Source organism: Pedobacter sp. GW460-11-11-14-TSB4, from assembly GCF_059423705.1.
Map to the genome: position 1 here is coordinate 36,495 of NZ_JBWKYI010000011.1, position 13,791 is coordinate 50,285.

The 13,791-nt window shown below is 40.4% G+C and carries 10 protein-coding genes; 7 read left to right on the top strand and 3 right to left on the bottom strand.

What is annotated here, in order from left to right; translation table 11 throughout:
• The first annotated feature begins 101 nt into the window (after window positions 1-101).
• The 3 genes from AC07YT_RS12810 to AC07YT_RS12820 all read left to right on the top strand — a co-directional run bounded on the left by AC07YT_RS12810 (window position 102) and on the right by AC07YT_RS12820 (window position 5,425).
• Window positions 102-3,278, top strand: coding sequence for a SusC/RagA family TonB-linked outer membrane protein (locus AC07YT_RS12810; RefSeq protein WP_086548496.1), 3,177 nt, complete (start codon window positions 102-104; stop codon window positions 3,276-3,278).
• Window positions 3,279-3,289: 11 nt separating this feature from the next.
• Window positions 3,290-4,798: a RagB/SusD family nutrient uptake outer membrane protein gene (locus tag AC07YT_RS12815; RefSeq protein ID WP_086548497.1), complete on the top strand. Its 1,509-nt coding sequence runs from the start codon at window positions 3,290-3,292 to the stop codon at window positions 4,796-4,798.
• A gap of 162 nt (window positions 4,799-4,960) precedes the next feature.
• On the top strand, window positions 4,961-5,425 hold the full coding sequence (locus tag AC07YT_RS12820) for a Cif family virulence factor (RefSeq protein WP_145954291.1): 465 nt from the start codon (window positions 4,961-4,963) through the stop codon (window positions 5,423-5,425).
• Between the two features lie 95 nt (window positions 5,426-5,520).
• On the opposite strand, the gene AC07YT_RS12825 is transcribed toward AC07YT_RS12820, so the two are convergent.
• The 3 genes from AC07YT_RS12825 to AC07YT_RS12835 form a co-directional block, all read right to left on the bottom strand.
• The gene (locus tag AC07YT_RS12825; RefSeq protein ID WP_086549466.1) at window positions 5,521-6,090 is read right to left on the bottom strand and encodes a DUF2911 domain-containing protein; all 570 of its coding nucleotides are present in this window, start codon (window positions 6,088-6,090) and stop codon (window positions 5,521-5,523) included.
• Between the two features lie 133 nt (window positions 6,091-6,223).
• Window positions 6,224-6,409 (bottom strand): hypothetical protein, encoded by a 186-nt coding sequence (locus AC07YT_RS12830; protein WP_025141696.1) that lies wholly within the window; start codon window positions 6,407-6,409, stop codon window positions 6,224-6,226.
• A 72-nt stretch (window positions 6,410-6,481) separates the two neighbouring features.
• Complete coding sequence (locus AC07YT_RS12835; RefSeq protein ID WP_086548499.1) at window positions 6,482-8,986, bottom strand: bifunctional glycoside hydrolase family 9 protein/polysaccharide deacetylase; 2,505 nt, start codon at window positions 8,984-8,986, stop codon at window positions 6,482-6,484.
• 117 nt (window positions 8,987-9,103) lie between these two features.
• On the opposite strand from AC07YT_RS12835, the gene AC07YT_RS12840 reads away from it, so the two are divergent.
• From AC07YT_RS12840 to AC07YT_RS12855, 4 genes are read left to right on the top strand one after another with little or no spacing between them, the layout of a single operon-like run.
• Window positions 9,104-9,730, top strand: coding sequence for a TetR/AcrR family transcriptional regulator (locus AC07YT_RS12840; RefSeq protein WP_086548500.1), 627 nt, complete (start codon window positions 9,104-9,106; stop codon window positions 9,728-9,730).
• Entirely contained in the window at window positions 9,727-11,046 is a 1,320-nt protein-coding gene (locus tag AC07YT_RS12845; RefSeq protein WP_086548501.1) for a TolC family protein, read from the top strand. Before AC07YT_RS12840 ends, AC07YT_RS12845 begins: the two co-directional genes overlap by 4 nt.
• Before the next feature lie 8 nt (window positions 11,047-11,054).
• Window positions 11,055-12,134, top strand: coding sequence for an HlyD family secretion protein (locus AC07YT_RS12850; protein WP_086548502.1), 1,080 nt, complete (start codon window positions 11,055-11,057; stop codon window positions 12,132-12,134).
• Window positions 12,135-12,142: 8 nt separating this feature from the next.
• On the top strand, window positions 12,143-13,690 hold the full coding sequence (locus AC07YT_RS12855; protein WP_086548503.1) for a DHA2 family efflux MFS transporter permease subunit: 1,548 nt from the start codon (window positions 12,143-12,145) through the stop codon (window positions 13,688-13,690).
• The last annotated feature ends 101 nt before the right edge of the window (window positions 13,691-13,791 follow it).

Here is a 13,791-nt window from a genome sequence, read left to right on the forward strand (position 1 = left end):
TTTGGATTTTCACAGCGCCTAAATTGCTTATTGATTTGGTTTCGTGCACATCTGCTAAGAACCTACAGAACTAATTAATTACTAACTATTTATTCCCAGACATGAAACAAAAATTACTATTGATTTTAATGGTGACGGTTTTGTCTTATTTAAACGCTTTAGCGCAAAATAGAACAATTACCGGAAAAGTGGTTGATGCGGATGATGGCTTACCATTGCCAGGCGTATCTATAAAAATAAAAGGGACCGCACAACTGACCCAAACCACCGGGCAAGGAACCTTTTCGATTTCGGTACCAGCCAATGCACAGAGTTTAGTGCTAAGCTATGTTGGTTACACCGAGCAGGAAGTAAAAATAACTGGCGAAACGTTAAATATCCGCATGGTCTCCTCTTCTAAAAACCTGCAGGATGTAATTGTGGTGGCCTATGGAACAAGTAAGAAGGAAGCCATTACAGGCTCTGTGGCTACTTTAAATGCTAAGCAATTAGATAACCGGATTATTACGAATGTTACCAATGTGCTGTCGGGCGTTGCGCCTGGCGTGGTAACGACCTCCGGAAACGGCCAGCCAGGCAGTAGTTCGGCCATCCGTATCCGTGGATTTGGTTCTATATCGGCATCGAATAGCCCTCTTTTTGTATTAGATGGTTCTGTTTATGATGGTGAGCTTGGCGACATTAACGCCAACGATATTGAAAGTATTTCTTTGTTAAAAGATGCATCCTCATCAGCACTTTATGGTTCGAGGGCAGCAAATGGCGTGGTGATCATTACCACAAAAAAAGGTAAATCCGGTACGCCAACATTAAACGCAACCTATAATCAGGGCTTTTCTAAAAGAGGCATACCAGAGTATGATAGAATAGGTGCTTTAGATTATTACCCCCTAATGTGGCAGGCTTTAAAAAACAGCCTGGTATATCCGGCAACTGGAACTGGTATAAGCGAGTCGGCTGCGGCTACACAAGCTTCCAATACCATTCAGGGGCAATTGATCTATAATCCGTTTAATGTGCCGAACAATCAGATTGTAGGTGTGGATGGCAAATTGAATCCTAATGCACAGTTGCGTTATGATGACTTCGATTGGTTTAAGCAGTCTTCTCGTGTTGGAAAACGTACTGAGTTTAATGTGAACTCGAGTGCTAAAAATGAAAAAACCGACTATTATTTCTCTATGAATTACCTGAAGGATAATGGTTATTTAATTAAGACTGACTTCGAAAGATTTAATGTTCGTGTTAATGCCAATACTCAATTACGACCTTGGTTAAAAACAGGGGTAAACCTGTCGGGAAGTTTGTCGAACGGAAATTTAGCACAGGACGCCTCAACAGGTAGTGCCACGGCTTTTGTGAATGTTTTCAATTTTGCCAGAACTATTGGTCCTATTTATCCAGTACATGCTTATGATGCCAATGGCAATCCGGTTTTAACCGCCACTGGCGAGCAATGGTATGACTACGGCGGACATCCTGGTTCTGTTAACAGGCCACAAGGTGCTTTAGCTGGTCGAAATGTAATTTATGAAACTTTGCTAAACGATGTACAGAGCCGTAGGCTTGCCCTTAACGGTAGAGCATATGCCGAGATTAAATTTTTAAAAGATTTTACTTTTAAACCAACCTTTAGTATCGATTTTATTAATGCCTATAGCAGCGAATATCGAAACCCGGTTGTGGGCGATGGAAGTACCGTTGGTGGTTCATCTACCAAGCGGAGCACGCCAACACAGAGTTATACCTTTAACCAGGTTTTATCGTACAGCAAAACATTTGGCAATCATAGTGTAAATGCTTTGGCCGGACATGAAAACTACGACTATGACTGGCGCAGGTTAAGTGCGACCAAACAAAGCCAGATTTTAGATGGAAATACAGAATTCCCGAATTTTGTAACCCCTAGTGATGCCGGAGGATATAAAGATACTTATCGTGTAGAATCTTATTTTGGTAAAGTAGGTTATAACTATTTGGAAAAATACTTTGTAGATGCCTCTATCCGTCGTGATGGTACTTCGCGTTTGTCTTCACAATCAAGATGGGGAACATTTTTCTCTGCAGGTGCATCGTGGGCAGTTAACAAAGAAGATTTCATGAGAAACATGGATTGGATCAGTGATTTACGCCTGAAAGCTTCGTATGGTGAAGTAGGAAATGATAATTTAATTGATGCAAACCTTGTTGAGCACAACAGCCTTTATTACAATTACCAGGCTTTTTATGAGTTAGGCTGGAACAATGGTAGCGAGCCAGGCTTGTTATTGGCCACCGCCGCAACGCCCGAGTTAAAATGGGAATCGGTAAACACTTTTAATACGGGGATAGCCTTTGGTTTGTTTAAAAACCGCCTGAGAGGTGAGATCGAATATTTTAAACGTGGTTCATCAAATTTATTGTTTGCGGTACCTCAGCCACTGTCTGATCCAATCACTTCTATCCGTCGCAATATTGGTTCCATGTACAATACCGGAATCGATTTGCAATTAAGCGGCGATATTTTGAAATCTGAAAACTTCAACTGGAACATATTAAGCAATTGGTCCTGGTTAAAAAATAAAATCACCAAAATGCCGGCAGAAACGCCAACCGTAACCAGTGGAACGAAAAGACTTGAAGTGGGGCGCGACATTTATGCTTATTATCTGCGCCAATGGGCAGGAGTAGATCCGGCTGATGGTTCAGCCTTATTTGAGCCTAATACTGGTGTAACAACCAATCTGCGCACCGTAAATGGCCGTGTTTTAACCACCGATATTAATAATGCACGTTCTGATTATTCGGGCACGGCTATTCCAGATTTATATGGCTCGGTTACCAATACGTTTAACTATAAAAACTTTGGTTTATCCTTCCTGATCACTTACCAGATCGGGGGTAAATTCTTTGATCAGAATTACCAGGGCTTGATGGCCACCACCTATGGTTCGGCGCTGCATGTTGATGTATTAAACTCGTGGATGACACCTGGCCAGGTTACCGATATACCACGATTGGATATTGGACGCTCAGCCCAATTTAATGGGATATCAAGCCGCTGGTTGGTCGATGCTTCTTATATCGCTTTCCGTAACATAAATCTATCCTATACTTTACCACAAAGCTGGATTAAAGGCGCAACATTAAGCAATGTTAGGGTATTTGCTGCAGGCGAAAACCTGGGCTTAATATCTAAACGCAAAGGAATGGATCCGACCGAATCGTTTACGGGTTTAAATACAACTAATTACGTGCCTTCGCGGATGATTAGTTTCGGAATCAATGTTTCACTATAAAAGATACGATCATGAAATATAAAAAATATTTACTTTTTGCAGGTTTCAGTCTATTGAGTATTACGGCCTGTAAAAAAGATTATCTCGATACAAAACCGACAGATCAGGTTGATAATTCAGCACTGTTTACCTCTGCCGCAAATGCAAAAAATGCATTAAATGGTGTTTACCGCTATATGTTTGAACGTTCTACCACCGTACCAGATAATGCGCAGCAAAACAAGCCCGGTGTAGGTGGTATTATGCTTTACATGGACTTTATGGGTGAAGATATTGGTATATCCTCATCAAACTGGTATACTTCTGATGGAGGATCGTGGATTAGTCATCGTACCGATAACAGTACTTTGTTAACGTATATGTACCGTACCTATTACCGGATTATCGGAAATGTGAATTACATCATCGATAATATCGATCAGGCCTCAGGCGCAGCAGCTGATAAAAACATCGTTAAAGCAGAAGCCCTAACTTTAAGAGGTTACGCGTATTTTGGTTTGGTACAGCTTTATGGTAAACGTTATGATGCAGCAGCGAAACCAAACAACCAGCTTGGTGTGCCACTTTTATTGGCCTCAACCGATACCAATAAACCACGGGCAACAGTAGAAAGTGTTTATGCAGCAATTGTTAGCGACTTAGAAACAGCAATTGCACTTAATGCCACCGCTTCGAATAAGACCCACGCAGGTGCTACGGTAGCAAAAGGCATTAGAGCAAGGGTGGCCCTGGTGATGCAGGATTATCCAAACGCCATTAAATATGCTAAAGACATTGTAGATGCCAACCAATACCCGCTATTGTCGGTTACCGATTATCAGGCGGGCTTTAATAACGCGGCTTTAGGCGAGTTTATATGGGCTTCTATGCCAACATTAGATCAGGGCGATACATTCGGATCATATTTTGCGCAGATTGCTTACAATGCAAATACAAGCTTTATGCGTGGAAATCCAAAAAGGATTAATTCGGCATTATACGATCAGATATCAGCTACAGATGTTCGGAAAAAGATGTGGGAGCCTGTACCAACTACAGTAAATTTCCCATTGCCTGCTACAAATTTTGCCCGTCAACCTTATATGAGCCGCAAGTTTTCGGTTAAAGAAGTAGGCGGCCCGTCTTTAGGCGATGTGCCTTTAATGCGGACTTCAGAAATGTACCTGATTTTAGCCGAAGCTTATGCAAAAACGCCTGGAAGCGAGGCTGCGGCCAGAACGGTTTTATTTAACCTGGTTAAGCAGAGAGATCCGGCTGCGGTAATCTCGGTAAATACAGGACAGGCCTTAATCAACGAGATTCTTTTTAACAGAAGAATTGAGCTTTGGGGAGAAGGCCACAGGTGGCTAGATTTAAAACGCTTAAACCTGCCGCTGGACAGAACGGTTGTTCCAAACTATGTTTCGGCTTCTGTTGCAGGAACCTTAACCATACCTGCCGGAGATGTTAAATGGCAGTTTTTAATCCCACGGGCAGAAATGGAAGCGAATTCTGGCCTGGCCGGACAGCAAAATCCGTAATCATTTAAAACCCTGAAGAGAGGTTATGTTATCGTTTAATTAAGCAAATGATAACATAACCTTTTCTTTTTATCACATTTTAGTTACCTCAGCATTACGGTGTTATCTGCATATTATTTTTCTTTATTCCAGCCGACATTTAATAAAAAAACACAGATAGTTATGAGACTAAAAGCTTTGGTGATTTTATTACTAGGTATTACAATCACAAATAATGTTTTTGCAGCTGAAAAACCAACTGCAAGCCATAAATCAGTTATCAATTATTATATGGACAGCTATATGAACTCTGATTATAAAAAGTTAAAAGCTGTTTTAAGTGAGGATGCTGTTTTTACTTCGAATAGAGATGTAAGGGTAATTAAACATAAAGCGAGTGATGTGTTAAACCAGATGAAGAAAAATGAAGGCGTCATTCAGCGCGATTGTAATATCAGTTCTACTATTGTTTCTGAAACCGATGCCCTGGTAATTGCACGTGTAGATATTAATTACGAATTATTTGATGGCGCACAACAAAACTTTGTCATCATGGAAAAAGATAAAGAAGGCGAATGGAAAATTACTCAGGTATATAAAGTGTTTATCAGCAGCGAAAGCGAAGCTAAAAAGCTGGTTTCAAATTAGCATTAATTCCCTAAGTTCCACCAAAGAACAAAACGATTTAAAACAAAAAAAGTCCCGGCCATAACCGGGACTTTATATTTTTCTTTCTTTTCGACTTAAAAATGAATGGGTAATTCTACCTGCGTTCTGTCCCAGCCAATAACCAGATTCGCACCTCCGGTAATTTCGGTAAAGGTTAAGGAGAAATATTCGATCGGTTTAGCCAGGGTTTTAACCGGAACATTTACACGAACAATATCTTTAGCCTGATTGTAGGTAAAAGCGCCCCATTTATCCGTTTCGCTATTTACAATAATAGTCCAGGAATCTTTGTTTGGGATAGCGAATAAGCTATACGTACCTGCTTTGATTTTTTTGCCGCCAATGTTTACTTTTTTGAAGAAACGAACTTCTGTACTTTCGTTGGCACCAAAACGCCAAACGGTTCCGTATTGTTCTAAAACGCCAAAAATATCACGGCCTTTTTTCTGTGGGCGCGAATAAACAATCTTTATCACCGGTTTTGTCAGATCTCCAGCCTTTGCCTTTGGGGCATTAAGCGGAAAATAAACAATATCTGCAGGGCTTGGGTCTGCAACAGGAAATTTTACTTCAGCAGTAGGGGCTTGTTGGGCCTTTGCGCTAAAACAAATAAGAGCGAAAACAACAATGAAGATATTTTTCATTTGTAGGTTTTTGTTTTCAGTAGCGATGAGCAATCATGATTTTACAGCTGTTCGTAAAATCACAATGGCCTCATTTGCTGTGGGATTAATTTTTAATCCTTAAAAGGATTTATTGGTATAAAAGGGCTAAAAACTAGTATTTTCTTCCTTTTACGATAGCGTTTAAGAATAAACCTGCTGTTAACAGACCTAAAACACCACCTAACAAAGCGAAAATATAGTTTTGCGTAATGATTGCTCCAGTTAAAACTCCGAAGAATAAACCTAAAGCATAATATAACCAGTTGAAATTATTGCTGCTGTTCTCTTGTACACTCATGTTTTTTGTTATTTGGAGGCAAAGTTAATATTTATTTTAAATTTTAATTTGTCATTATGCCCAATATTCTAATTAATTATCAATTCTAGCCAATTTATAATCAGCCCTTTTCAGATAAGTAATCAATTCTGCCAGCCTGTTATAAAATTTATCAGTTCTTCGGGCATCAGTACCGATGTGCAGCAACAAGATAAAACCATTTAAACCATTGGGCTTGGTTTCGTTAAAAGCAGTAATCGATCTGTATATCTCATCGCTCGATCGATAACTTTTCCCCATTTCGGGATAAGTGTAATCGGCGTTGGATCGTGTGCCCGGAGTAAAATTAATCAGTTGCAGGCCCTGTGCTTTTGCCCAGTCGGCGATGGTTTGGTTATACCATTCGTAGGGAGGTAAAAAATAGCCTGCCGCTTCTTTGTTAATCCCAAAATTTGCCATTGCCTGATAATTTTTGTTTAAATCGGTTTCGAAACCTGTTTTGGTCACCAGGAGACTGTCGCGTTTATTCCAGTCGCAGTACAATAAATGCTGGTCAGAATGCGGGCCGAGGTAATGACCATCATTCTTTAGTTTTTTAATCAATGAATTAAAATTTGGATTCCGATAAAAATTTCCGGTAAGAAAAAAAGACGCTTTAACTTTCTCTTGCGCCAGCACTTTGCTTATTGTTTCAGCGCCATCCGCATATTCGTCACCTGTAAAAACCAGGTAGATTTTCTTTTGGGTAGAATCGCCCCGGATGATGGCGCCGTAGCTGTAAGTTTTATGGTCGGCCAGGGGATAAGCCTGTGCTTCTTTTGCTGCCAGTAAATAGATTAGCGATGCGGTTCCATCCATTGTGGGTTCGTTGGTGCTATAATCGCCATAATCATCATGGTAAACAGCCAGATCGCTCTGAAAGTCAGCATATTCATCACTATCATTGAGCTTGATCCCGATTAAACCTTTATAAATATTGGTGTAAACGGGTCCGTCAACCAATCCGCCGTTTATGGGATAATTCTTTAAATGGGTAAAGGCCGAGTGCGGATCGGCTGGTGTATCTCCCCATTGAGGCAAGCCGTAAACCATACTCGTTCCCCATGGATTACAACCAAAAAGCCAGTCGAAATTGGCTTGTTCAAGCTCGGAATAAGTTTTATCGCCACTTAAGGTTGCATACCAATGGCATTGTATGGCGAAAGAAACGGTTAAATTGTTGCTGCACCAGATAAAAGGAACACCACGGTAAAAAGCGTTGTTTTTTGCGCGGTTCCAAACTTGCTTTATTCCTTCCTGATAATAATTAATAGCTGTTCTGTCTTTTAAATCTTGCCGGGCAATTTCGTAGTGACCAAGGTTGATGAATGGATAATATTGATAATGCGCTGCGGTGTCTTTTTGTAGCCAGGGTGTGGTGCTTTCTTGCCGGGCATAGTTTAAGGCCAGTTTTATTTTCTTTTGATCGGCTTTTTCTCTTCCGAAATTGAATGAGGTTTCGGCCAGTTCCATATCGTCAACCCAATTGTCTTCAGCATAAATGTATGGCGATTTTACGGATGCAGTTTGTGTTACCCCAGGTTTTTGTAATGCAAATATATAGGCCGTTTTGGCTTTTTTAGCAAGGGTTTGGGCGTAAGCACGATCACGCCCTTTAAATAAAACCGAGCCCAAATTAAAAGCGCTCGTAAATTTAGCGGCTGTAGAAGATGTACCGGTGGTGTTATTCATAAACTTACCGCGTTGCTGCGGTTCGCCGGTAATAAAATAGAGTGGGCGCTCAAAACCTTTTCCATATTGACTGTCTTCTTTCGGAATCCGCATGCTGATATGATCGCGGTCATCGGCCAGTTGGTTAAACATGATGTTTTTCAGGGGATGCATTTTCAGCAACCAATCCAAACCCCATTTTGCTTCGTCCAGCACATCAGCAATTCCGTTTTTTCCGTCTAAACCATTGGCCAGCTGCTGATCGTTAAAGACTTTTGGAAAATCGCGATAAGCCATTAATAAATGATAGGTCGCATTGGCAGAGGTGGTTGAATACTGCAGGTAATCACTTGCATCGTGCCAGCCACCGGAAGCATCAATATGTGTACTGTCTTTAAGGCCAGCTTTAGCGCCATATAAAACAAAGCCATCATGCGTATGGCAGCTATCTTTCAGGTAGGGATTAAAACCACTTCGTTGCTGGCGCATATATTGTAAGCAGAAATCTGCAGCACCCTCATAAACGTTATTATTGATGAGCAATAGGGGAGAAAGAATACCATTTGCCCTAAGGTAGAAACTTCCTTTACTTTTAAAATCACTGAAATTTAATCGGGCCGTTTGGCTAAAAGGACCATAATGGCTAAAACTTTTAATATTGGTTGAGGTATAAACCACCTGGTTGGTCTCTTTTGTGATAATCTCAAATTTGGCAGGTAGCTCACCCGTTTTGCTTGCCCACACGGCAACTTTAATGCTTTCGGTAGGGTAACCCAGCAAATTAATCCTGATCCAGCTTTGTTGAATTTTTCGCTGGACAGCCATAAATGAACATAAGAAGCATAAGACAAACGAGAAGGTTAAGGCCAGGAAGAACTTATTTTTCATTATGATGAGTGATTATTTCATTTAAAATTAGGGTTTTATCAAGATAATGTAAAAGAAGTAGGTAAACATTTGGAAATTAATCAATCGTTTGATTAATTTTGTGTCGTCAAAAAAGAAATGAAAACAGAAAAAGTAGATAAAAGACAGGCCATTCTTGAGGCAGCAGAAAAGCTGTTCTGCGAGACCGGGTATGAGGGAACTTCTACCCGCCAGATTGCCAAAGAATCTGGAGCGAATATGGCGATGATAAATTATTATTTCGGTTCTAAAGAAGGGGTTTTTGTAGAGATCATGAACGAGCGTATTGCAAGTTTTGCCTCTCAGTTAAAAATCATCAATGAGGATAAGATTTCGGCATTGGAGAAATTGCACAGGGTGATAGAAGGATACGTAAACAGAATCCTGAATAACACGGCATTCCATAAAATGATGCACCGCGAACTTTCTTTAACCCAAAGGCCCGAAATGTACGATAAGATTAAAGATGCCATGAGTCATAATATGCAGCTGATCGATCGCATTATTACCGGTGGAATTGAAGATGGTAGTTTTAACAAAGTAGATGTACGGATGGTAATTGCGACGATTATGGGTACCATTACCAATATCGTTATTGCGCCGAATAAGGTAATGCCTTGTTCTAACTTCGATCTGAACAATCCGAAAGACAAAAAAATTATCAGAGACCGGGCAATCGCTCACTTACAAGATCTAACAACCGTTTATTTAACAACAAAAAAATGATCCCAAAATCAATTAGATTAATGCTTGTGGCATCATTAATTCCTGCAGCCTTATTTGCACAAAGTGCGAAGGAATTAAATATCAATCAGGCAATAGAACTCGGCATAGCCAACAGTAAAAACTTAAAACTTTCCCAAAATAAAATCGATCAGGCGGTAGCGCAGCTTGAAGTTGTAAAAGACAATGTTTTGCCAACAGCAAATGCAAGTTTCATGTACAACCATGCTGAAATACCCACCACTACTTTTACATTACCAGGTAGCGAATCCTCTTTCCACCTGCCTAAAAGAGCCGATGCTTTTGTCGGAACTGCAGCAGTGCAGGAATTGGTGTACGGCGGGGGTAAATTAAGATACGCAAAAGAATCGACAAAGTTATTGGCTGACGTAGCACGTTTAGATGCCGATAAAAGCAAGGAAGAAATCACTTATGCAGTAATCAATACCTATTACGCTTTATACAAAGTATTGCAGAGCAGAAAAGTGGTTGATCAGAATTTAGAATCAATTGCTGCACAGATTAAACAGGCACAACGTTTCTTCGAACAAGGCATTGTAACCAAAAACGATGTGTTGCGTTTCCAATTGCAACAGGCAAATGTTACGCTAACACAAATGGATATCGAGAGTAACCGTAAAGTGATCAACTACAATTTAGATATCCTTTTGGGTTTACCAGAAGATACCGAAGTTAAAATTGTTGATCCAACCGCCGGCTTAAAAACGCCGGGCTCGTTAAACGAATACATTGGCCAGGCAATGGCTAATCGCCAGGAGTTAAAACAACTTGATGTGCAAAACAAAGTTGCCGATTTTAACATTAAAACCATTAAAGCAAATACGCTGCCTACCGTTGGTGTTGGTGCTAACTTATATTACATTAACCCAAGTGGCAATTTTATCCCGCCAACAAACCAATATTTAATGCCTGTTACATTAGGTGCAACCGTTTCCTGGAATTTCGGTAACCTTTGGACAAACAAAAACAAGGTAAGCGAAGCGAAAATTCAGCAAAGTGCAATTACCATTCAGAAAGATATCTTATCTGATCAGGTAAAAACAGATATCAACAAAAACTTCCAGGGATACCAGGTGGCGATGAACAAAATCCAGGTATTGGAAACTTCAATTGCCCAGGCAACCGAAAACGATAAGTTATTGGCATCTAAATACAAAAACAATGTGGCTTCGGTTACTGATCGTATCGATGCAGAAACTTTATTGTACCAGGCAAAAATAAACTTAGAGATAGCTAAAGCAGACGCAGGTTTGGCTTACTATACCCTACTAAAATCAACAGGAAAAATAACGCAATAAATACAGCAATGACAACTGAAAAGAAAAAAAAGAACATAGTAGTACCCATCATTTTAGGCGTTTTACTAGTAATAGGCATAATCTTCGGGATTACAGAATGGAATTATTATAGCAAACACGTAGATACGGATGATGCGCAGATTGATGGTGATATCAGTCCGGTTGTTGCACGTGTTGGCGGTTATGTAAAGGATATCAATTTTGAAGAAAATACACACGTCACTGAAGGACAGATTTTAGTGAAACTTGATGACAACGATTATAAAGTTAAATTAGAACAGGCCCAATCTGGTCAGAAAGGGGCGAGCGCAGGTGTTGGTGTGGCTGAATCGCAAATTGTGGCTACCCAGGCGAATACGGGTACTGCAAAAGCAAACGTTGATGCAGCAAAATCAAATGTTCAGGCTGCAAATGTTAAAGTAAATCTAGCGCAGAAAGATTATAACCGTTATGAAAACCTGGTGAAAGACGGTTCGATCACACAACAGGCTTTCGATCAGGCTAAAGCAAATAAGGAGTCTGCAGAAGCAGCAAGACAATCTGCCCTGGCAGCATACCGCGCAGCGCAAGATCAATACAATGCTGCGGTTAAACAGGTTGGTACTACGCAATCGCAGTTAGCGGTGAGCAGCAATGTAATCAGCCAGCGTCAAAGCGATATCGATTTTGCAAAGCTTCAATTATCCTATACCGATATCAAAGCCCCTGCAACCGGTATTGTATCTAAAAAGAATGTTCAAAAAGGACAATTGGTTCAGGCTGGTCAATCTTTATTCTCTATCGTGAATGACGGAAGCATTTATGTAACCGCAAACTTTAAAGAAACACAGTTAGAGAAAATTAAAGAAGGATCTAAAGTTGAGATCGAGGTTGATGCTTATCCAGACGAAAAAATCCATGGTGAAGTATATAATTTCTCGCCAATTACTGGTGCAAAAGGATCTTTATTACCTCCTGATAATGCGACCGGTAACTTTGTTAAAGTTGTTCAACGCGTTCCGGTAAAAATCAAAATCCATCCATCAAAAGAACTGTTGGCTAAGTTACGCCCAGGTATGAGCGTTAAAGCATCAGTATCTACTAAATAATATTTAAAATGGCCGAAGTAGGTTTAAAAAAGTGGATTATTACGTTTACGGTAATCACAGCTTCTTTATTGGAGCTGATTGATACGACTATCGTAAACGTGGCAATTCCACAAATACAGGGAAACCTGGGCGCAACCCTTGAGGATGTGGCCTGGCTTTCTACCGGCTATGCGGTAGCGAATGTTATCGTATTGCCAATGTCGGGCTGGTTGGGTAACCGATTCGGCAGGAAAAATTACTTTCTTACCTCCATCATCGTTTTTACATTAGTTTCCTTTTTATGCGGAAACGCTACGTCATTGAATGAGCTTATTTTATTCAGGATTATTCAGGGTTTGGCCGGTGGTGGTTTAATATCAACAGCGCAAGCTATTTTAATTGAAACCTGGCCACGTGAAGATGTGGGTATTGCAACCGCCTTGTTTGGTCTGGGTGCAGTAGTTGGACCAACTGTAGGCCCAACCATCGGTGGATATATTTTGGAAATCAGTTCGTGGCCCTGGATCTTTTATGTAAATATTCCCGTCGGAATACTCGCGGCCTACTGTACGTACACCTTTGTTCGGGCAACCCCGAAATCAGGGCAGGGGCAACCTGTCGATTGGTGGGGTATCGCATTATTGGCTATTGCAGTAGGTAGTTTACAAACCTTATTGGAAAAAGGAGAGAGCGAAGACTGGTTTGCTACACCATACATTACCGCATTGGCTGTTGCATCGGTATTTGGTTTGTTGCTCTTCATTTGGAGAGAGATGACCACCGACCACCCGATTGTGAACTTTAAAATTATGAGACACAGAAGTTTCTCTGTGGGTATGTTTACCTCATTTATTTTAGGTTTTGGTTTATATGGTTCTGTATTCGTATTTCCGGTATTCTGTCAGAATTTGTTAGGATTTTCGCCTTTACAAACCGGAGAAATCTTATTTCCAGGTGGTTTGTGTACCATTGTCATGATGCCTTTTATTGGTATTATGCTTAAAAAAGGTGTTCCAGCACAAATTATGGCTACGTTCGGGATGCTTGCATTCTTTATTTTCTGTTGGATGTTGAGCAATTCGACGCTACAATCAGGAACTGGCGATTTCTTCTGGCCATTGGTTATCAGGGGTGTGGGTATGGCCTTATTATTTGTACCATTAACAACATTGGCCATCCAGGATCTGAAAGGACCAGAAATTGGCCAGGGTTCAGGTCTGAACAATATGATGCGCCAGTTGGGCGGTTCATTTGGTATCGCTGCGTTAACGACGTTAATCCACATTCGTTCAGGTTTCCACAGAAGCGTTTTATTGTCGAATGTAAATGATTATAACCAGCCATTTGTTGATCGTTTTAACGGTTTAATCAAAGGTTTTATGGCAAAAGGACAAACGCTGTTCGATGCTAAAATTATGGCTGCAAAAGCGATGGAAGGAATTGTCACCCGACAAACCATGTTACTTACTTATGACGATGCATATTGGGTTGCAGGATTGATCATGTTGTTCTCCATTCCACTGCTGTATCTTCAAAAGTTTAAGAAAAATGCAAACATTCCTGCCGATGTGCACTAAAATTTGCAAAGAAATGCCATAAAAAATGGCAAAAAACAAAAACAGCCGGTGTATTTTATTACATCGGCTGTTTTAACCCAAAAAATTAACAATCAATGCAA

Bases quoted from the DNA above. Each gene is read 5' to 3' on its own strand.
- AC07YT_RS12845 (WP_086548501.1), top strand. From the start codon at position 9,727: ATGATCCCAAAATCAATTAGATTAATGCTTGTGGCATCATTAATTCCT.
- AC07YT_RS12840 (WP_086548500.1), top strand. From the start codon at position 9,104: ATGAAAACAGAAAAAGTAGATAAAAGACAGGCCATTCTTGAGGCAGCA.
- AC07YT_RS12810 (WP_086548496.1), top strand. From the start codon at position 102: ATGAAACAAAAATTACTATTGATTTTAATGGTGACGGTTTTGTCTTAT.
- AC07YT_RS12850 (WP_086548502.1), top strand. From the start codon at position 11,055: ATGACAACTGAAAAGAAAAAAAAGAACATAGTAGTACCCATCATTTTA.
- AC07YT_RS12825 (WP_086549466.1), bottom strand. From the start codon at position 6,090: ATGAAAAATATCTTCATTGTTGTTTTCGCTCTTATTTGTTTTAGCGCA.
- AC07YT_RS12835 (WP_086548499.1), bottom strand. From the start codon at position 8,986: ATGAAAAATAAGTTCTTCCTGGCCTTAACCTTCTCGTTTGTCTTATGC.
- AC07YT_RS12820 (WP_145954291.1), top strand. From the start codon at position 4,961: ATGAGACTAAAAGCTTTGGTGATTTTATTACTAGGTATTACAATCACA.
- AC07YT_RS12830 (WP_025141696.1), bottom strand. From the start codon at position 6,409: ATGAGTGTACAAGAGAACAGCAGCAATAATTTCAACTGGTTATATTAT.
- AC07YT_RS12815 (WP_086548497.1), top strand. From the start codon at position 3,290: ATGAAATATAAAAAATATTTACTTTTTGCAGGTTTCAGTCTATTGAGT.
- AC07YT_RS12855 (WP_086548503.1), top strand. From the start codon at position 12,143: ATGGCCGAAGTAGGTTTAAAAAAGTGGATTATTACGTTTACGGTAATC.